Raw genomic sequence first — 17466 nt, 5'->3', positions numbered from 1 at the left:
TCAAAGGGGCCAGAACGCATTGTAGGGAAGAACTTGTTCGCGAGGCGACGTTTCAGACACACCGCGTTGGTCGCTTCGCCAACAAGTTGGCTCCTACAGTCCATGTTGCATTCCCGATTTCGATTAAGCTCACGCTCAATTTCGCCAAGAGTCCTGACAATGCGAATTCAATCATGGTGTATGGCGCTGCTGTTTGGCGTGTTTGCCACTCAAGCACTGGCCTTCACCGCCCCCAAACCCGGCGATGTGGTTGAAGTCACGCTTGATCAACTGCATCCGACCCAAGCCGTGGTGGGGTTCGACCAGATCTATTACAAGCTCGAACGTTTCTCCAAGGTGCGGCAAAAGCTGTTCGATGAAATCTGCGAGACCAACGGCCAGCATGAGGCCCGGCACATCAAACCCGATGCCGACCCGCTGCGGCCGGAGACGTTCACCTGCGAAGATGCACCCAATACGCATCCCCAAGACATGAAAACCGTGGTGGTTGGGCCTGAAGGCAAGTTTTATCTCACTGATGGCCATCACACCTTCACCACCTTGTGGGAGCAGCCGGACGCCGGGCCGCAGTTGAAGATGAAAGTCCGGATCACCGACAATTTCAGCGACAGCAAAGACCTTGCAGACTTCTGGCAGCGAATGGAGCAGGCCCATAAAGTTTGGTTGAAAGACGGTAACGGGCAATCCATCGCGCCAACGCAATTACCTGACCAGCTAGGCCTGCAATCGATGCAAAACGATATTTTCCGCAGCATCGTTTACTTTGTACGGGACGCGGCCTATGGCAAGCCGCAGGCGGGTGACGTTTCCCCCGAGTTTCTTGAGTTCTACTGGGGCGACTGGTTGCGCGGTCAGCTGCATCTTGAGGATTTCGACCTCAGTCAGCGCAGCGGTTACCGTCAGGCTTTGCAGGCGGCCAGTGACCTGGTGGTGGCCAAGCCCGCCAGCAAAATGATCGGCGGCGGGATGAGTGCGAAACAGTTGGGTGCGTTCACCAAAGTCAAACGCAATACCCTCACCCGAACCGTGAGCGAGAAGTTGCCCTATGTGCTCGATTACAAAAAGCCTCGGTGACAGACTGTGTGAGGGTGTTACTTGGCCGATGACCAGGGGCAATAGCAGCCAACCGCCATGCTGTGGATGGCGCTGACCGATTGGTTGTTGCTCAAGGCTTGCAAAATGGGTTCGATGAAGCTGTTGTTCGAGTTGCAGGTCAGCCCCTCGCTGTAAGGCCCGAAATAGGCCAATTGGCCTTGGCGATCCCAAATGGCCACGGCAGGGCTTGCGGTAATGCCTTCGGCACCGGGGAAGCTGTTCAAGGGCTTTATTTTATCGAGGGTCGATGGCAGTTGGCCGTGAGTGCCTGGCTTCTGCACCGAGTAGAAATCCACACCGAAGCGTCCATTCTCGTCGGCGCCACCAAAACGCTCGATCAGCTCAATCAGATGCTGTTGATTACCCACGTTGCAGGGGCAGGTCGGGTCCCAGAAATGTACCAGCCGTATCCGACCGGGTCCGGCAAGCTCTGGTGGCAGGTTCAGGGCATCTCCGGCGAACAGTGCGGTCTGATCGCTGAATGCGCGTAGGTAGCGGTTCTGGAATCCGTCATAGGCCAGCCACAGTATCGCCGCGCACATGAATGCGATAAGCGCGTAAAACAAAGTACGGCGTTGCCTGGGGTTCATTCTGCGGTTTCAGTTTGAGAGGGCTTGGCTTGCCATGACGGGGCAGACAGAAGAATATCCCAGCCCGTCTTGTTGATTTAAATAACTATTTATTTTTATCTGGAATGCCGATGCCCAACTCGTTTGACCCTGATCACCTGCGATCGAGCCTGCAACCATTGAGCGTCATGCAACCACTGTCCGAAGAGGGACAGGCCTACCAGCGCTTCTACGGATTGTCCCGCCTCGCGCGTGACGGTTCGGTACGGAGTTGGCTGGGTCGCTTCGAGGTCGGCGGCTATGAGATCGTCACTCAGCTTTGGACGCCTGAACAGCCGGTCGCGACGCTGATTCTGGTGCATGGTTTCTACGATCATATGGGGCTTTATGGGCATGTAATCGAGTGGGCGCTGGCTCAAGGGTTTGCGGTTATTTCCTGCGATCTGCCGGGGCATGGTTTGTCCAGCGGCAGCCGGGCACACATCAAGGACTTTGCCCAATACCAGGATGTCCTTGAGCGGCTGTTTGTGGAGGCGGACCTGTTGCACCTGCCCAAGCCTTGGCATCTGTGCGGGCAAAGCATGGGGGGGGCGATTGTCATCGATCATGTGCTCAACAGTGGGGCTAAAAGTCCGGCGCAAGGGCAGGTCATTCTGCTGGCCCCGCTGGTGCGCCCGCGCGCGTGGCGCTGGTCCCAACTTAGCTATTACCTATTGCGCTACTTCGTCAAAGGCATCGAACGCCGTTTCAGCGAAAACACCAACGCTGCGGACTTTTTACCGTTCCTGCTGGCCGACCCGTTGCAGCCCCGCCGCCTGCCGACCGCGTGGGTCGGAGCGCTGACCAAATGGATCGACCGCATCGAAACCGCCCCGCACAGTAGCCGCAGCCCGCTGATCATTCAGGGCGACGCAGACATGACGGTCGATTGGGCGCATAACCTGACGGTGCTGAACGACAAGTTCACCCAGCCACGGGTGCTGATGATCAGCCAAGCCCGGCATCATCTGGCCAACGAAACACCCGAAATCAGGGCGAGGTATTTTGAGTTTTTGACGCAGCAGATGAGGTGAGCTAAGGCCGCGAGGTTTTTTTTGTTCGTTTGAGCGTCTGGCGCAGGCGGTGATTATCGAGTGCCAGCAGGCACATCATCCCCGATGTGAGAACCGCCACTGCGTCTTTCGCCAGGTAGTGCCAGAACGCCCAGGCTGCTAGTGCAACGGTAGAGGCGCAAAGTAGAAGCAGAAGTTGATCCTTCATCCCAAGTAACCGCCAAGTCGATAATGGGCTCCAGAGATATTAGTGAGGTAGATGCCGGGATAGGTTTGGAAACAGCCAGGTAACCACTCCTTATAAAGGCCATTCGTTCGCGCCATGAACATGACATCCGACAAACTGGTTCCATTACCCAGCGTTCTACCCAAGGCTACCGCAATGCTCCCAATGACCGCTCCAACATAAAAGGCCGCCGAGCAGGCACCGATGATGGTTAATTGTTCTAGCCTCGTCCCTGCGGAGATAATTTCGCGCAGCGTTACTGTTTTGCCGAATTTCTCGACCTGACTCAGGATGGTTGTCGCGGTTGCTACAGCCGCGGACATTGAGCCGAACAGTGACTGCGGTGCTGGCAGCCCAAGGCTTTCCATGTTCTCTTTGAAGTAATCGTAAAAAGACGGCATCCGTACATTCCGAGCGCAAGTAAATTGGCCCCGAGAGTCCGTTAATCGTGGAAGGAGAGGTATCAGATATTCCTGTCGTGAAGGTAGGATTTGTCTGAATGGTTGCGTGAGGTGCTCTTACGAATCGGACGCCATTTCTGATGAAGCAAGGCTTGCCCGTGTAGGCTGCGTTTCAGGCATTAGGGATGAGTCGTATGTACCTAAGTCTTCACCGGTAAGCCTCGCCAACGGGATCAGTGGATATTCACTTTCCGTTCTGACCCACCGCCAGCCCCGCCCGAACCGCCGCCAGTGCTGCCTGATAATATGCCTTGCCTTCAGGCGATTCGGCGAAGGTCGCGAATTCGTCCAGCTCGGGGTCGGACAAGTCGCGATACACATACAGCAGCGTGTTGTTCATGTCATTGCCAATTTGCGCTATGAGCCGTTGGCGTTGGCCGTCGAGCATGTCTTGGGTCTGACCGCCGCCCATTCCCATCAAACCGGGGATCATCTGGCTCAGGCTGTCAGCGGCAACGCCTGCGATGGCGAGACTGACTTCGGCACCGGCCTCACGGGCGGGGAGGGCCTGGGTGAGGTGTCCGATGATCAACTGGCGGGTGGTAGTGGCTTCCATCTTCGGCAGGCCCTGAGCGTTTTTTGCCAGTTGATCCGGTCGCGTAGCGGTCAGTTCGGCGTTGACGATCTTGCGCCCCAATGGCGACTGGAAGAATTGCAGGGCCGGGTTGGGGTCTTGCAAGGTTTGGCGCAACTGCTGTTCGGCGCGCTGATCCATTGCCTGGGGCGAAAAACGCTGATTGCTGTTGCTGACCAGGGCATCGAATACCGCTGGAGGCAGGCTGTTTTTGTAGCGTAACTGGGCCGCTTTCAGAGCGTCGTTAAAATGCGCGCGTTGTTCTGGCCAGCCCGCGACCTTGTATAACTGGTCGTGGCTGTCTGCCCACGCGGGCACGGTGCAGAACATCAGCAGCAAGAAAAACAAACAGCGCATAGAGACTCCTGTCGGCAGGCCGCTATTCTCGGTGGGGCGGCGGGGATTTGTCGAGTTAACAGTTGCCCAGACCCCACGAAATCCAATGTGTTCGACGAGCCTTCGTTGAAAAAGCTCCGGTTGTTTTAAACACGCGAAATATTTAAGTACTACACACACTACAGGCTCTGTCGGTTCGAGCGGCGTATGGATACTATGCGGGCCATGCAAATACCCTTTGATCACCCGCTGCTGTTACGAATCGTTGACGATGTAGCCGAGCGTGGCTGGTCGCAGCAGAACATCTTTTTGCCTGAGAGCCTGACCCGCGAGTTGGCGCTCGAATGCCGCAAGCGCGCTGCCGAAGGTGAACTTGCACCCGCCTCGGTGGGGCGTGGTGCTCTGCAAGAAGTGCGCGAGGGGATTCGCGGTGATCACATTCAGTGGCTGGAGCCAGGGCAAACCGAGCCCTGTGATCGTTATCTGGCGTTGATGGACAGTTTGCGTCAAGCAATCAATCGCGGTTTGTTCCTTGGCCTGGAAGACTACGAAAGCCATTTCGCGCTATATCCGCCCGGTGCGTTCTATCTCAAGCATGTCGATCGTTTTCGCGATGACGACAAGCGCATGCTGTCAGCGGTGCTGTATTTGAATGACGGCTGGTTGCCCGAGCATGGCGGGCATTTGCGCATGTACCTTGACGGCGGCGTGGAATACGACATTCAGCCCACGGGCGGCTGTCTGGTGGTGTTTTTGTCTGGCGACATCCCCCATGAAGTCCTGCCCTCGACCCGTGATCGTCTGTCGTTGACCGGATGGTTCCGACGACGAGGGAATCAGCCGTTTGAGCTGTGAGGCATGTTTGTCTTTTGTAGGCGCTGGCGAAGGCTGCGATCCGATTGCGCTACACAACCAATCGCAGCCTCCGGCAAATCCTACAGAGGCAGACCACATGCAATCTCTCAATTGTTATACGTGGCCTTGTAAACCTTCAGCGCATCCAACCGCTCGCGCTTGAGCGCTTCACCCAATTCCTGGCCCTGAAAACCCTGCTCCAGCAACGGTTGTACCTGCACCTCGCGCGCAGTCGTGGCTGCGCCTCGCAGGTATTCGGCCTGTGGGTAACTACGGTCCTCCATGCCTTTGCGCCCGCGCGCGTCCATCTCGCAAGCGACCACAAACTCCTCGAAACGCTGCGGCCTGCGGTAAACGTCGAAGCTGTGCAGCAAGTCGAGCAAGGTCGATGGCTTCAGCTCCAGCGCCCGATGCCCATGCGTGTGGTACTGCCCGACCAGCAGCGCCAACTCCTGGCAATCTCTGGGCACTTTAAAGCGTGCGTTGACAGCCTTGATCAGCTTCAGGCCGGTGTGTTCATGGGCAATATGTTGGGGCCACTCGGCTTGCGGGGTCAGCCCCTTGCCCAAGTCGTGTAGCAGGCAAGCCCAACGAACACTCAGCGGCTGATGATGGAGGGCCGATTGCTCAAGCACGCTCAATACATGCAGTCCGGTGTCGACTTCAGGGTGATGGGCCGCCGGCTGTGGAACACCGAAAAGCGCATCAACTTCGGGGAACAGCACCTTTAGCGCATCACAATCACGCAGCACCCGGATAAACACCTGGGGCTGGCTTTCCATCAGTGCGCGGGAAATTTCCTTCCAACTGCGTTCTGGTGTCAGCGCTTGCAGTTCGCCTGAATGGCTCAGTGTGCGCATCAGCTCCAACGTTTCCGGGGCGATGGTGAAACCGTCAGGCGCGTAGCGTGCCGCGAATCGCGCGACGCGCAATACTCTGAGGGGATCCTCGGCGAACGCAGGTGAAACGTGACGTAAAATACGTGCCTTGAGATCGCGCTGACCGTGGAAAGGATCAGTCAGATGACCGTCCTTGTCCTCGGCGATGGCATTGATCGTGAGGTCCCGACGAATCAGGTCTTCTTCCAGTGTGACGTCTGGATCTGCATGGAATACAAAGCCACCGTAGCCGGGTCCGCTTTTACGTTCGGTGCGGGCCAGCGCGTATTCTTCGCCGGTCAGTGGATGCAAAAACACCGGAAAGTCGGTGCCAACCGGGCGATATCCCTTAATGAGCATTTCATCGGTGGTAGCGCCAACGACGACCCAGTCAGTGTCAGCGATCGGTTTGCCGAGCAGACGGTCGCGAACAGCGCCGCCGACTTTATAAAATTGCATGAAAAAACCTCCGTGAGCGCGACAGGATAAACCTAACGTCACACTCGCGGAGGTTAAAACGTGGTGTTAAGAGTTAAAGATGTACGACCGCCAGATCAAGCCTGGGATATTCACTGTCAGCGTGTTCGCTTCTCGGTGGCACATGGTGGACTTTCATCACCTGATCGCCCTGTAAGGTTTCCAGGTGAATGTCGAAGCCCCAAAGCCGGTGCAGGTGTTTGAGCACTTCGTCAGTGGAGTCGCCAAGCGGTTTTCGGTCGTGTTGTTGGTGGCGCAGGGTCAGCGAGCGGTCACCTCGACGGTCAATGCTGTAGATCTGCACGTTGGGTTCTCGGTTACCCAGGTTGTACTGGGCGGCGAGGGTTTCTCGGATAATTTGGTAGCCTGGTTCGTCATGAATCGCGGGCACGAGCAAATCTTCCTTCTGATCGTCGTCCATGATGCTGAACAGTTTCAGGTCACGAATCACCTTGGGTGACAGGTACTGCAGGATGAAGCTCTCGTCCTTGAAACTGCTCATGGCGAATTTTACTGCGGTCAGCCAGTCGGTCCCGGCAATGTCAGGGAACCACTGACGATCTTCATCCGTTGGGTGTTCACACATCCGTCGGATGTCCTGATACATGGCAAACCCCAGGGTGTAAGGATTGATACCGCTGTAGTACGGGCTGTCAAAGCCGGGCTGGTAAATCACGCTGGTGTGCGACTGCAAAAACTCCATCATGAAGCCGTCCGTCACCAATCCTTCGTCGTACAAGTCGTTCATCAGGGTGTAGTGCCAGAACGTCGCCCAGCCTTCGTTCATCACCTGTGTTTGGCGCTGTGGATAAAAATACTGCGCGATCTTGCGCACAATCCGCACCACTTCACGCTGCCATGGCTCCAGCAAGGGCGCGTGTTTCTCAATGAAATAGAGGATGTTCTCCTGCGGTTCGCTCGGGAAACGGGCGTTGTCTTCTTTGCTGTTCTTGTCGGCGCTTTTCGGAATGGTGCGCCACAGATCATTAATCTGCTTTTGCAGGTGCTCTTCACGATCCTTCTGCCGGCGTCGCTCTTCTTCCGCCGAAATCGGATAGGGCCGTTTGTAGCGGTCGACGCCGTAGTTCATCAGCGCGTGGCAGGAATCGAGCAGGTCCTCGACCGCATCGATGCCGTGGCGCTCTTCGCATTGCATGATGTACTGCTTGGCAAACACCAGGTAATCGATGATCGAGCTGGCGTCGGTCCAGGTACGGAACAGGTAATTGCCCTTGAAAAAGCTGTTATGGCCGTAGCATGCATGCGCAACGACCAGCGCCTGCATGCAGATGGTGTTTTCTTCCATCAGATAGGCGATGCATGGATCGGAGTTGATGACGATTTCGTAGGCCAGCCCCATCTGCCCGCGCGTGTAGGATTTCTCGGTGCTAAGGAAGTGTTTTCCGTAGGACCAATGGTGATAACCCAGCGGCATGCCGACCGACGCATAGGCATCCATCATTTGCTCGGCGGTAATCACCTCTATCTGGTTGGGGTACGTATCCAGGGCGTAACGCTCGGCGATGCGGCCGATTTCCCGGTCGTACGCCTGGATCAGTTCAAATGTCCACTCGGAACCCGTGGACAGGGGTTGGCGTTTCTGCTCTCTAGCGGTCATGTCACTAACCTGCGCTGGAAGAGTTCACGGAATACCGGATAGATATCACCGGCAGAGACCAGCTGCTGCTGGGCAAACGTGTCAGCAAAGGCTTCACCGATACGCTCGTATTCAAACCACAGCGCCTGATGCTCGCGCGGGGTAATTTCAACGTAAGTGTAGTACTGCACAAACGGCATGATCTGCTTGATCAAAATATCGCGGCAGATTGGCGAGTCATCATTCCAGTTATCGCCGTCCGAGGCTTGTGCTGCGTAAATGTTCCACTCGTTGGTGGGATAGCGCTCTGCCATGATTTCTTGCATCAGTTTCAGCGCGCTGGAAACGATGGTGCCCCCGGTTTCCCGCGAGTAGAAAAACTCCTCTTCGTCGACTTCGCGCGCACTGGTGTGGTGGCGAATGAACACAACCTCGATCTTGTCGTAGTTCCGTTTGAGAAACAGGTACAGCAGGATGAAGAAGCGTTTGGCGATGTCTTTGGTCGCTTGGGTCATCGACCCCGACACATCCATCAGGCAGAACATCACCGCCTTGGAACTGGGGTTGGGCTGTTTGACCAGCAGGTTGTATTTGAGGTCGAAGGTGTCGAGATAAGGCACGCGCCGAATGCGTGCTTTCAGGCGCTCGGATTCTATCTCCAGTTCCTGAATATCGCCGAAGTTGTCAGGCTCTTCGCGCTTCATGCGCTCAAGTTCGGCCATGACCTCTCTGAGCTTGGCGCGGCTGCTGCCCGACAGTGCGATGCGTCTGGCGTGCGCCGAACGCAACGTGCGGATAATGTTGATGCGCGAAGGGTTGCCTTCGTTGCTGATCCCCGCGCGCACGGTTTTAAAGGTGTCGGTGCCGGTCAGGTTGCGTTTGACCAGATTGGGCAGTTCGAGGTCTTCGAACATGAACTCTAGGAATTCCTCCTGGGTGATCTGAAACACGAACTCGTCCATGCCTTCGCCGGAATTGCTCGCCTTGCCAGGCCCTTTGCCCCCGCTGCCTCCTTGTGGCCGGGCGATGTGTTCACCGGAGGTGAATTCTTTGTTACCAGGGTGGACGACGGTTTGTTTGCCGCCGCGCCCATGATGAAGCACCGGCTCGTCGATATCGCGACCGGGAATACTGATTTGTTCGCCGTGTTCCATGTCCGTGATGGAGCGGCGGCTGACGGCCTCTTCAACTGCTTTTTTGATGTGATCACGATAACGGCGCAGAAAGCGCTGCCGATTTACCGTGCTCTTGTTCTTGCCATTGAGACGTCGGTCGATCACATAGCTCATCTGGAGCCCTCCGGGCAGCTACCAGTTACAAGCTTCAAGCCACAAGCTCAAAGCCCAAGAGCAAGCGGCGTCATAACCACAGCCTCAAGCGCGTCGTAAACCCGCTTGAGGCTTGTAGCTTTCCGCTTGCCGCTGCCGTTACTGCGATTTGCGCACGCGCAGGTACCACTCGGAGAGCAGCCGTACCTGTTTGTCGGTGTAACCGCGCTCGACCATCCGGGTCACGAAGTCGTTGTGTTTTTGCTGATCCTCTTTGCTGGCCTTGGCGTTGAAGCTGATAACCGGCAGCAAGTCCTCGGTGTTGGAGAACATTTTCTTCTCGATCACCACCCGCAGTTTCTCGTAGCTGAGCCAGGTTGGATTCTTGCCGTTGTTGTTGGCGCGGGCACGCAATACGAAGTTGACGATCTCGTTACGGAAATCTTTCGGATTGCTGATGCCAGCCGGTTTTTCGATTTTTTCCAGTTCTTCGTTGAGGGCCACGCGGTTAAGGATTTCGCCTGTTTCCGGGTCGCGGTACTCCTGATCCTGAATCCAGAAGTCTGCGTAGAGCACGTAGCGGTCGAAAATGTTTTGCCCATACTCGCTGTAGGACTCCAGATAAGCCGTCTGGATTTCCTTACCGATGAACTCGATATAACGCGGTGCCAGGTATTCCTTGATGAAGCGCAGATAGCGCTCGCGTGTTTCAGCCTGGAACTGCTCCTGTTCGATCTGTTGTTCCAGCACGTACAGCAAATGCACCGGGTTGGCGGCAATTTCGTGTGGGTCGAAGTTGAACACTTTGGACAGGATCTTGAACGCAAACCGCGTCGACAGCCCGTTCATGCCTTCGTCGACGCCTGCGCTGTCGCGATACTCCTGGATCGATTTGGCTTTGGGGTCGGTGTCTTTCAGGTTTTCGCCGTCGTACACCCTCATTTTGGAGTAGATGTTGGAGTTTTCCGGCTCCTTCAAGCGCGACAAAACAGTGAACTGCGCGAGCATTTTCAGGGTGTCAGGGGCGCAATGGGCTTTGGCCAGAGAACTGTTGAACAGCAGCTTGTCGTAGATTTTGATCTCATCGCTGACGCGCAAGCAGTACGGCACCTTCACGATATAGATACGGTCGATGAAGGCTTCGTTGTTCTTGTTGTTGCGAAAGCTGTGCCATTCCGATTCGTTGGAGTGGGCCAGCAAAATACCGGTGAACGGAATCGCGCCCAAGCCTTCGGTACTGTTGTAGTTACCTTCCTGGGTGGCGGTCAATAGCGGGTGCAGCACCTTGATCGGCGCCTTGAACATCTCGACGAATTCCATCAGACCCTGGTTGGCCCGGCACAATGCGCCTGAATAGCTGTAGGCGTCGGCGTCGTTTTGCGGAAACTCCTCAAGCTTGCGGATATCGACTTTACCCACCAGGGCGGAAATATCCTGGTTGTTCTCGTCACCCGGCTCGGTCTTGGCCACGGCAATCTGGTTCAGAATCGATGGATACAGTTTCACCACCTTGAACTGGCTGATGTCGCCCCCGAACTCAGCCAGACGTTTGGTCGCCCAAGGCGACATGATGGTGCTCAGGTACCGGCGCGGGATGCCGTAGTCCTCTTCGAGGATCGTCCCGTCTTCGGCAGGTTTGAACAGGCCCAAGGGTGATTCGAAAACCGGTGAACCCTTGATGGCGTAGAAAGGTATTTTTTCAACAAGCTGTTTGAGTTTTTCGGCCAGAGACGACTTACCACCGCCTACCGGGCCAAGCAGGTAAAGGATCTGTTTCTTCTCTTCAAGGCCCTGAGCGGCATGGCGGAAGTACGAGACGATTTGCTCGATGCAATCTTCCATGCCGTGGAAGTCTTCGAACGCCGGATAGCGCCGAATGACCTTGTTGGAGAAGATTCGCGATAGCCGCGAGTTGGTCGAGGTGTCGAACAACTCAGGCTCACCGATCGCCAGCAGAAGACGTTCTGCCGCCGAAGCGTAAGCACTGCGGTCCGTTTTGCAGAGCTCTAGATACTCCTGTAGCGAGAGCTCTTCCTGGCGTGTCGATTCAAAGCGTTGTTGGAAGTGGCTAAAAATACTCATGACGTCACCTCGCTCGATACGTAGAGCCGGCGGCGGATCGTCAGTCGATGCTGGTAGCAACTGATCGCTCAGTGGCTATTACCCCCCAGAACACCATAAATATAACTACCGATGACCCACGCGCCGGTGTACCGGCTCTCCCCTGATTTCGGATGGCCTGCGTCTTAGGATAGTTCGGAATCGGACAGAGAAAGAAGGAATGCTTGCAATCGAACGCCAACCGTTCGTCAGTTGGTATGGCGAGCCCGCACAGGACGCGGGATCGCGGGGAGAAAAATATTTTTTCGGTCAGGCTTGCGCGGTTTCAGCGGGAAAAGTGTTTTTCCACAGTTCAAACCCACCGTCCATGCTGTAGACCTCCGAGAATCCTTGGCCGACGAGGTACGCCGCCGCGCTCTGGCTAGAGTTGCCGTGATAGCAGACCACGACCAGCGGTTTGTCCAGATCGGCATTGCGAATGAAGTCCGCAATGGACTGGTTATCCAGGTGGTGAGAGTCTGGAATGTGGTTGCTGGCGAACGTTTGTTGATCGCGCACATCAACCAGCACGGCGCCTTGTTCGCGCAGGGCTTGAACCTGTTGCGGCGCAATGCGTTTGAAGTCGGTCATGACAGGGCTCCTGGGCCGCAGGATCTCAACCGGTAGAGATCCAATAAAGGGTGAATTCTAGTGCCTGATTGCGTTTTGTTCATCCGCGCTGAGTAGGCGGACCTTGCCGGGCTCGGCGTTGCCGTGATCGTCGCATTCGCAGCGGTGCATTTGCCGGGTGTCAAGATTGAGCATCGACATCGCCGCGCCCCAGACACAGCCGGTGTCCAGCGCATAAACGCCCGGCTCGTCGCAGTTGCCTTCAAGCGCGGCCCAATGGCCGAAAATAATGCCCAGGCCTTTGGTCTTGCGGTCTTTATGACGGAACCAGGGTGCATAGCCTGGTGGCGCGGTGTCGGCGCCTTCATTGCCTTTGAGGTCGAGCTTGCCATCGCTGGTGCAAAAACGCATGCGGGTGAAGTAGTTGGTGATGACGCGCAAACGCGTGACGCCGTGAAGGTCCTTGTCCCACTTCGCGGGTTCATTGCCGTACATGCCATCGAGGAACAGCTCGTACAGGTTGTCGTCGCGCAGGGCTTTTTCGACTTCTTCGGCGCAGCGCAGCGCTTTTTTAAGCGTCCATTGCGGCGCAATGCCCGCATGCACCAGTGCGATGTTACGTTCTGCATCGTAGTGCATGAGTTTCTGCTGGCGTAGCCACTGCAGCAGTTGATCGCAATCCGGGGCTTCAAGGATTTCGCGCAGCGTGTCGGCCTTTTTCAGGCGTTCGATGTTGCAGCCCACGGCGAGCAAATGAAGATCGTGGTTGCCCAGCACGCAGACTACCGAATCGCGCATCGCATAGATGAAGCGCAGGGTTTCCAGTGACTGCGGGCCGCGATTGACCAAATCCCCAACCAGCCATAGTTGGTCTTTTTCGGGGTCGAAGGCGACATGCTTGAGCAAGCATTTAAGAGGTTCAAGGCAACCTTGCAGATCACCCACTGCATACACCGCCATCAGTGCAGAGCCCCCGGCACCGCCAGCCGGAAGGGCGCGATGATCGCCTCGAAGCGTTTACCGTCGTCGGCGAGCATTTGATAGGTGCCCTGCATATTGCCGACTTTGGTCGTCATCACCGTGCCACTGCTGTAGGTATGACTCTGGCCTGCCTGGATCAATGGCTGCTGACCGACGACGCCGTCGCCGCGCACTTCCTCGACATGGCCGTCGCCGTCGGTGATGACCCAGTGCCGGGACAGCAGCTTGGCAGGCAACGACCCGCTGTTATGAACCGTGACGGTATAAGCGAAGGCAAAGCGGTTCTGCTCAGGCTGTGACTGTTCTACGAGGAAGCGGGTAACGACGCTGACGTCGACCTGATAACGGGGATCGGACATGCAAGAGGCCTTAAAAGCGAAAGCGGAAAAAGCCGGAAAAAAGCCCGGTCGAAAATCAGTCTAGGACATGTCGCGGCTAAAAACTCCACGGGTGTCAGCTAGCGAACATGTCCTGACCCATTTACTCGACAGCAGGCTTCTCGCTAAGTTTGTCAGCCAGGCGCACAAAAGCGGCAAGGTCCAGTTGTTCTGGACGCAATCCGCCATCGACGCCGGCATCGGTGATTTCTTCGCTGGTCAGTAGCGCTTTCAGTGTATTGCGCAGGGTTTTGCGGCGTTGGTTGAACGCTTCACGCACTACGCGCTCCAGCACCCGATGATCTTTGGCCGGGTGCGGCAGGGTTTCATGAGGCACCAGACGAACGATTGCCGAGTCGACTTTAGGCGGTGGATTGAACGCGCCCGGACCGACATTGAACAGGTGTTCCACGCGGCAGTGATACTGGACCATGATCGACAGACGGCCATAGTCGCCGCCACCTGGCGTCGCCGCGAGCCGCTGGACCACTTCTTTTTGCAGCATGAAGTGCATGTCGCGAATCAAACCGGCGTTTTGCAGCAGATGGAAAATCAAGGGTGTCGAGATGTTGTACGGCAGGTTGCCAACCACGCGCAGGCTGCTCGGTGCTGCGTTAAGGCTGGTGAAGTCGAACTTCAGCGCGTCGCCCTGATGCAGTCTGAAGTTAGGCTTGCTACCGAACTGATGCATGAGGATGGGGATCAAGTCCTTGTCCAGCTCCACTACGTCCAGCTGTGCCGTGCTGTTGAGCAGGCCTTCGGTCAGTGCGCCTTGGCCTGGGCCAATTTCCAGCAGGCGGTCCTCAGGCTTCGCACGGATGGCGCGCAGGATCTTGTCGATCACGCCAGCGTCATGCAGGAAGTTTTGCCCAAAGCGTTTGCGCGCCTTGTGTTGGAATTGCTCGGTCATTAATGCGTCTCGGCCATCTGATAGGCGGTTTCCAGGGCGACTTTCAGGCTGCCGGTGTCGATTTTGCCGCTACCCGCCAGGTCCAGCGCGGTGCCGTGATCGACGGAGGTACGGATGATCGGCAAGCCGAGGGTCACGTTGACCGCTGCGCCGAAGCCTTTGTACTTGAGTACGGGCAGGCCCTGGTCATGGTACATCGCCAGCACTGCGTCGCAGTGCTCCAGATATTTGGGGGTAAACAGAGTGTCGGCAGGCAATGGGCCGTATAAATCCAGGCCCTCGCTGCGCAGGCGCTCCAATGTGGGTTCGATGATGTCGATTTCTTCGCGGCCCAGGTGTCCGCTCTCGCCAGCGTGCGGGTTCAAGCCACAGACCAGAATGCGCGGATGTGCGATGCCAAATTTGTTCACCAGATCGGCATGCAGGATGCGTGTTACGCGTTCCAGGCGCTCAGGTGTGATGGCGTCGGCGACCTCGCGCAGTGGCAGATGTGTGGTGACCAATGCGACGCGTAAATCGCCGGTGGCGAGCATCATCACCACTTGCGCGGTGTGGGTCAGTTCAGCAAGGAATTCGGTGTGGCCGGAAAAGGCGATGCCGCTTTCATTGATCACGCCCTTGTGAACCGGCGCAGTGATCATTCCGGCGAAATCGCCGTCGATACAGCCTTGGCCGGCGCGGGTCAGGGTTTGTAGAACGAACGCGGCGTTGGCCTTGTTCAGTCGGCCGGCAATAACAGCAGCCTGCAACGGGGTGTCCCACACATACAGGCTGTCAGCAGGGGCAGGCACGTCAGGCCAGGCATCCGGTGTGACCGATAGCAACTTGACGGCAACACCCAGGCGCGCGGCCCGCTCAGAGAGCAGGTCGCGGCTGGTAATGGCTATCAGGGGGTATGGCTGGGGTTGCGCTGCGAGCAGCAGACAAAGGTCAGGACCAATGCCCGCAGGCTCGCCGGGTGTCAGGGCGAAACGCTTGGGTTTCACTGCGCAGCCTGGTCGGCGCCAGGGATTTTGATTTCAACGTAGGCTTCGTCGCGGATTTGACGCAGCCAGGTTTGCAGCTCTTCATCGTATTTGCGGTTACGCAGTACGCTCATGGCTTGTTGTTCGCGAGCCTGGTTGGTGCTGTCGGTTGCGCGGCGTCCCAACACTTCAAGTACATGCCAGCCGTAAGAAGTCTTGAACGGTTTGGACAACGTGCCTTGCGGCGTCTCGTTCATCACTTCGCGGAACTCAGGCACCAGGGAGTTCGGATCGACCCAGTTCAGGTCGCCGCCGTTGAGCGCCGAGCCCGGATCTTCCGAGAAGCTCTTCGCCAGTTCGCCGAAGTCTTCGCCGTTCTGGATGCGGTCGTAAATCTTCTGCGCCAAACGCTTGGTTTCGTCTTCGCTGCGGATTTCACTTGGTTTGATCAGGATATGACGCACATGCACTTCATCGCGCATTTGGGTCTGGCCTTCGCCACCGCGTTTTTCCAGCAGTTTGAGGATGATGAAACCGCCCGGCGTGCGCGCAGGAGGCGTTACTTCGCCAGCACGCATGGAACCGAGCATGTCACCGAAAGGCGGTGGCAGTTGAGCGGCCTTACGCCAGCCCATGTCGCCACCTTCCAGTGCGCTTTCGCTGGCGGACGTGGCGATTGCCAGTTGACCGAAGTCAGCGCCTTGCTGGAGCTTGCCGTAAACGTCTTTCGCTTTGGTCGCCGCCGCTTGAATTTGCTCGGAGGTCGCGCTGTCAGGCGTAGGGATCAGGATGTTGGCCAGGTGGAACTCTTCGGAAAACTGCGCCTTGCCCATGTCCGAGGCGAGGAAGTTTTTCACTTCCTGGTCCGAAACCTGAATGCGCTCGGCGACCCGGCGCTGCCGCACCCGGCTGATGATCATTTCCCGACGAACCTGTTCGCGAGCGCTTTCATACGACAAACCATCGTGGGCCAACGCGGCCTTGAACTGCTCCACGCTCATCTGATTGCGCTGAGCGATGGTGCCGATGGCCTGGTTCAACTCTTCGTCTGTGATGCGAATGCCGGAGCGTTCGCCAATTTGCAGTTGAAGGTTTTCCAGAATTAGCCGGTCCAGCACCTGCGATTGCAGGGCGCTTGGAGGCGGCACACCCTGGCCACGTTTGGCGATGGTCTGCTGCACTTCACGGATACGCTGGTCCAGCTGGCTTTGCATGACCACGTCGTTATCGACGATGGCCGCCACCTTGTCGATGGAGCGCACTTCAGCGTGCGCTACGGAACCGATGAGTAACGCGCCCAACATCAGGGGGCGCAGACAATCAGAAAGCTTGGTCTTCACGTTCACGATAACCTTGGATGCCTTGGTCGAGGAAGCTCTCTACTTTCTGGCCAACAACGCCACCAAGTCCCTTCAACACAATTTGTAGGAAAATGCCGCGGTCGCCTTTTTCGTTCTGAGGCGCTTCCTGGGTGTATTCGTCGTAGTCAACCCAGTAACGGTTGATCAGGCGAAGCTTCCAGCAGCAGTTGTCATATTCAAAACCACCAAAGGCTTCCAGCGTGCGGCTACGGTTGTAGTCGTACTGCCAGCGGCTGATCGCGCTCCATTGCGGCACGATTGGCCAGATGACCGAGAAATCATGCTGCTGGATCTTGTAGTAGTCCTTCACGTAACCCGGTGTGCCTGGGGTGCCGTAGTCACCACCGCCCACGCTCCATTTACCGGTGGTCTGGTCGTAACGGACCTGGTCATTGCGGTAGCGGTAGCCGGCGTTGATGATCTTGCCAGGGTTGTCTTCAGGCTGGTAATGAACCATTGCGCTGCCAGAGCGGGTGCTGTGGCTGTCCGGGTCCCAGTTGAAGTCCGAGGAAGCACGCCAGTCGCGGTTGAAGCGGTATTCGTATTCCAGGGCGTAAGGGGAAACGTCCGACTGGGCGTCTTTACGATCCTCAAAACTGATACCGGGCAACTGGACCTTGCGGTCGGCGAAGTACAACGCCTGGCCGACGCTGATGCGTTGACGCTCGAAGCCGTTGTCCTCGATCCAGCGGTTGGTCACGCCCAGCGACAGTTTGTTTTCGTCGCCGATACGGTCGGAGCCGACGAAGCGGTTGTCGCGGAACAGCGAGGCGTAGTTGAACGTTGTCTCACCCGAGTCGAAAACCGGGATGTC

Annotated in this window: 17 protein-coding genes; 3 read left to right on the top strand and 14 right to left on the bottom strand. The window is 56.8% G+C overall.

The window, feature by feature from the left end:
• The first annotated feature begins 159 nt into the window (after positions 1–159).
• Positions 160–1074 carry a ParB/Srx family N-terminal domain-containing protein gene (locus VGC62_RS20980; protein ID WP_331188995.1) on the top strand — a complete coding sequence of 305 codons (915 nt, stop codon included), beginning with the start codon at positions 160–162 and terminating at the stop codon, positions 1072–1074.
• A gap of 17 nt (positions 1075–1091) precedes the next feature.
• On the opposite strand, the gene VGC62_RS20975 is transcribed toward VGC62_RS20980, so the two are convergent.
• Positions 1092–1685 (bottom strand): DUF6436 domain-containing protein, encoded by a 594-nt coding sequence (locus tag VGC62_RS20975; protein ID WP_331188994.1) that lies wholly within the window; start codon positions 1683–1685, stop codon positions 1092–1094.
• Between the two features lie 110 nt (positions 1686–1795).
• Here VGC62_RS20975 and VGC62_RS20970 point away from each other — a divergent pair, with 110 nt between their 5' ends.
• A complete protein-coding gene (locus VGC62_RS20970; protein WP_331188993.1) occupies positions 1796–2737 on the top strand; it encodes an alpha/beta hydrolase in 942 nt (313 codons plus the stop codon).
• 183 nt (positions 2738–2920) lie between these two features.
• Here VGC62_RS20970 and VGC62_RS20965 read toward each other — a convergent pair whose 3' ends face one another.
• Both VGC62_RS20965 and VGC62_RS20960 read right to left on the bottom strand, forming a co-directional pair.
• Complete coding sequence (locus tag VGC62_RS20965) at positions 2921–3343, bottom strand: hypothetical protein (protein ID WP_331188992.1); 423 nt, start codon at positions 3341–3343, stop codon at positions 2921–2923.
• A gap of 244 nt (positions 3344–3587) precedes the next feature.
• Positions 3588–4334: a DUF2059 domain-containing protein gene (locus VGC62_RS20960; protein ID WP_331188991.1), complete on the bottom strand. Its 747-nt coding sequence runs from the start codon at positions 4332–4334 to the stop codon at positions 3588–3590.
• A gap of 195 nt (positions 4335–4529) precedes the next feature.
• On the opposite strand from VGC62_RS20960, the gene VGC62_RS20955 reads away from it, so the two are divergent.
• Positions 4530–5168 (top strand): 2OG-Fe(II) oxygenase, encoded by a 639-nt coding sequence (locus VGC62_RS20955; RefSeq protein ID WP_331189023.1) that lies wholly within the window; start codon positions 4530–4532, stop codon positions 5166–5168.
• Positions 5169–5275: 107 nt separating this feature from the next.
• Here VGC62_RS20955 and VGC62_RS20950 read toward each other — a convergent pair whose 3' ends face one another.
• From VGC62_RS20950 to VGC62_RS20900, 11 genes are all read right to left on the bottom strand, one after another.
• Positions 5276–6505 carry a multifunctional CCA addition/repair protein gene (locus VGC62_RS20950; protein WP_331188990.1) on the bottom strand — a complete coding sequence of 410 codons (1230 nt, stop codon included), beginning with the start codon at positions 6503–6505 and terminating at the stop codon, positions 5276–5278.
• Between the two features lie 73 nt (positions 6506–6578).
• Entirely contained in the window at positions 6579–8141 is a 1563-nt protein-coding gene (locus VGC62_RS20945) for a SpoVR family protein (protein ID WP_331188989.1), read from the bottom strand.
• On the bottom strand, positions 8138–9409 hold the full coding sequence (locus VGC62_RS20940) for a YeaH/YhbH family protein (protein WP_331188988.1): 1272 nt from the start codon (positions 9407–9409) through the stop codon (positions 8138–8140). The genes VGC62_RS20945 and VGC62_RS20940 overlap by 4 nt, the downstream gene beginning before the upstream one ends.
• Before the next feature lie 138 nt (positions 9410–9547).
• Positions 9548–11470 (bottom strand): PrkA family serine protein kinase, encoded by a 1923-nt coding sequence (locus tag VGC62_RS20935; RefSeq protein ID WP_331188987.1) that lies wholly within the window; start codon positions 11468–11470, stop codon positions 9548–9550.
• A 288-nt stretch (positions 11471–11758) separates the two neighbouring features.
• On the bottom strand, positions 11759–12079 hold the full coding sequence (gene glpE / locus VGC62_RS20930; protein ID WP_331188986.1) for a thiosulfate sulfurtransferase GlpE: 321 nt from the start codon (positions 12077–12079) through the stop codon (positions 11759–11761).
• 57 nt (positions 12080–12136) lie between these two features.
• Positions 12137–13018 (bottom strand): symmetrical bis(5'-nucleosyl)-tetraphosphatase, encoded by an 882-nt coding sequence (locus tag VGC62_RS20925; protein ID WP_331188985.1) that lies wholly within the window; start codon positions 13016–13018, stop codon positions 12137–12139.
• Positions 13018–13398: a Co2+/Mg2+ efflux protein ApaG gene (apaG, locus tag VGC62_RS20920; RefSeq protein ID WP_331188984.1), complete on the bottom strand. Its 381-nt coding sequence runs from the start codon at positions 13396–13398 to the stop codon at positions 13018–13020. The genes VGC62_RS20925 and apaG overlap by 1 nt, the downstream gene beginning before the upstream one ends.
• Positions 13399–13519: 121 nt before the next feature.
• Positions 13520–14326: a 16S rRNA (adenine(1518)-N(6)/adenine(1519)-N(6))-dimethyltransferase RsmA gene (gene rsmA, locus VGC62_RS20915; protein WP_331188983.1), complete on the bottom strand. Its 807-nt coding sequence runs from the start codon at positions 14324–14326 to the stop codon at positions 13520–13522.
• Entirely contained in the window at positions 14326–15312 is a 987-nt protein-coding gene (gene pdxA / locus VGC62_RS20910; RefSeq protein WP_331188982.1) for a 4-hydroxythreonine-4-phosphate dehydrogenase PdxA, read from the bottom strand. Before pdxA ends, rsmA begins: the two co-directional genes overlap by 1 nt.
• A complete protein-coding gene (gene surA, locus VGC62_RS20905) occupies positions 15309–16631 on the bottom strand; it encodes a peptidylprolyl isomerase SurA (protein ID WP_331188981.1) in 1323 nt (440 codons plus the stop codon). The genes pdxA and surA overlap by 4 nt, the downstream gene beginning before the upstream one ends.
• Positions 16612–17466, bottom strand: an 855-nt coding sequence (locus VGC62_RS20900; protein WP_331188980.1) for an LPS-assembly protein LptD, incomplete at its 5' end; no start/stop codon positions are given. The genes surA and VGC62_RS20900, both read right to left, overlap by 20 nt.

Source organism: Pseudomonas sp. (assembly GCF_036404235.1).
GTDB lineage: Bacteria > Pseudomonadota > Gammaproteobacteria > Pseudomonadales > Pseudomonadaceae > Aquipseudomonas.
The sequence above is the reverse complement of the archived record's forward strand: the minus strand, read 5'-3'. Positions and strand labels throughout refer to the sequence as shown.

Coding starts and splice junctions, on each gene's coding strand:
- VGC62_RS20980 (WP_331188995.1), top strand. CDS start 160: ATGCGAATTCAATCATGGTGTATGGCGCTGCTGTTTGGCGTGTTTGCC.
- VGC62_RS20975 (WP_331188994.1), bottom strand. CDS start 1,685: ATGAACCCCAGGCAACGCCGTACTTTGTTTTACGCGCTTATCGCATTC.
- VGC62_RS20970 (WP_331188993.1), top strand. CDS start 1,796: ATGCCCAACTCGTTTGACCCTGATCACCTGCGATCGAGCCTGCAACCA.
- VGC62_RS20965 (WP_331188992.1), bottom strand. CDS start 3,343: ATGCCGTCTTTTTACGATTACTTCAAAGAGAACATGGAAAGCCTTGGG.
- VGC62_RS20960 (WP_331188991.1), bottom strand. CDS start 4,334: ATGCGCTGTTTGTTTTTCTTGCTGCTGATGTTCTGCACCGTGCCCGCG.
- VGC62_RS20955 (WP_331189023.1), top strand. CDS start 4,530: ATGCGGGCCATGCAAATACCCTTTGATCACCCGCTGCTGTTACGAATC.
- VGC62_RS20950 (WP_331188990.1), bottom strand. CDS start 6,505: ATGCAATTTTATAAAGTCGGCGGCGCTGTTCGCGACCGTCTGCTCGGC.
- VGC62_RS20945 (WP_331188989.1), bottom strand. CDS start 8,141: ATGACCGCTAGAGAGCAGAAACGCCAACCCCTGTCCACGGGTTCCGAG.
- VGC62_RS20940 (WP_331188988.1), bottom strand. CDS start 9,409: ATGAGCTATGTGATCGACCGACGTCTCAATGGCAAGAACAAGAGCACG.
- VGC62_RS20935 (WP_331188987.1), bottom strand. CDS start 11,470: ATGAGTATTTTTAGCCACTTCCAACAACGCTTTGAATCGACACGCCAG.
- glpE (WP_331188986.1), bottom strand. CDS start 12,079: ATGACCGACTTCAAACGCATTGCGCCGCAACAGGTTCAAGCCCTGCGC.
- VGC62_RS20925 (WP_331188985.1), bottom strand. CDS start 13,018: ATGGCGGTGTATGCAGTGGGTGATCTGCAAGGTTGCCTTGAACCTCTT.
- apaG (WP_331188984.1), bottom strand. CDS start 13,398: ATGTCCGATCCCCGTTATCAGGTCGACGTCAGCGTCGTTACCCGCTTC.
- rsmA (WP_331188983.1), bottom strand. CDS start 14,326: ATGACCGAGCAATTCCAACACAAGGCGCGCAAACGCTTTGGGCAAAAC.